Source organism: Georgenia deserti, assembly GCF_042680605.1.
GTDB classification, from domain to species: domain Bacteria; phylum Actinomycetota; class Actinomycetes; order Actinomycetales; family Actinomycetaceae; genus Allobogoriella; species Allobogoriella deserti.
This window is the reverse complement of sequence record NZ_JBHUEE010000028.1, coordinates 1-515: the sequence shown is the minus strand read 5'-3', so window position 1 is coordinate 515 and position 515 is coordinate 1. Positions and strand designations below refer to the sequence as shown.

At 52.0% G+C, this 515-nt stretch carries 1 protein-coding gene; it reads left to right on the top strand.

Annotated features, from left to right (window positions below):
• Nucleotides 1–241: 241 nt before the first annotated feature.
• The coding region (locus tag ACFSE6_RS18920; protein WP_388011153.1) for a hypothetical protein at nucleotides 242–515 on the top strand (274 nt) is incomplete at its 3' end.

The window sequence follows — 515 nt, the reverse complement described above, 5'->3', positions numbered from 1 at the left end:
CGATGGCCCACGGCCACAGCCGAAATTACACCACCTTGACGGACGCGACCCGGGTGTAGGCCTTCGCGGGGATTTTTTTGCGCCGGGTTGGCGTTATGATGCATATGCTGGCAAATCGTGGACTGACGGTACCTATGAAATAGAATCGTTCCTCATTGATCGACTCGCTACTTCACTGAACGTGGTTCAGAATGCCAACGGTACTTTTAGCTGCGTTGCGCAAGCTTCAATTCCAAATTGTGTGGCAGCACCGGAACTAAACGCGGCATCAATTGGTGGGAATTTGTCACCCGCTTATCGCGATTACATCTTGGATAATACGATCGGCACAACATTATTCCGAGAAACCACTTTTTCATTCGGCGTCGATGGGCCTTTATTCGCCCTTCCCGGTGGTGATGCCCAAATGGCACTGGGATTGGAATATCGCAAGCAACGTATCGACGATACGCCGGACCAACAGGCCATCAATGGGAACCTTTATGGGCTAACGGCATCCGTTCCGACACGCGGCA